1 protein-coding gene is annotated in these 288 nt (G+C 29.9%); it reads right to left on the minus strand.

Annotated elements, in window-relative coordinates; genetic code table 11:
* Positions 1-245 (minus strand): winged helix-turn-helix transcriptional regulator (locus VJI93_RS08655; protein ID WP_324009297.1); only part of this gene is annotated, 245 nt, incomplete at its 3' end.
* Positions 246-288: the final 43 nt, after the last annotated feature.

Below are 288 nucleotides of genomic sequence, written 5' to 3' on the forward strand. Positions count from 1 at the left end.
GTACTTAAAGAGTATTCAACATGAGGAGGTACTTCAGCAAAAACTTTTCTTGTGATTAATTTATATTGTTCTAATTGACGCAGTTGCCTTGTTAAAAAAGTTCGAGTAACTTCAGGAATTAATCTTTCAAGTTCATTAAATCTTTTAGTACCTTTACTTAAATGATATAAAACTACAATTGCCCATTTTCCTTGTAAAACTTTCTGAGTAGTAACATGAGGGCATTTATCATAAATAGTTGACATAAAAACCTCCTTAAGCTGTGTAATAGTATCGTATCAGATACTA

The sequence above is a fragment of the Parvimonas sp. M20 genome (assembly GCF_035282425.1).
Taxonomy (GTDB): domain Bacteria; phylum Bacillota; class Clostridia; order Tissierellales; family Peptoniphilaceae; genus Parvimonas.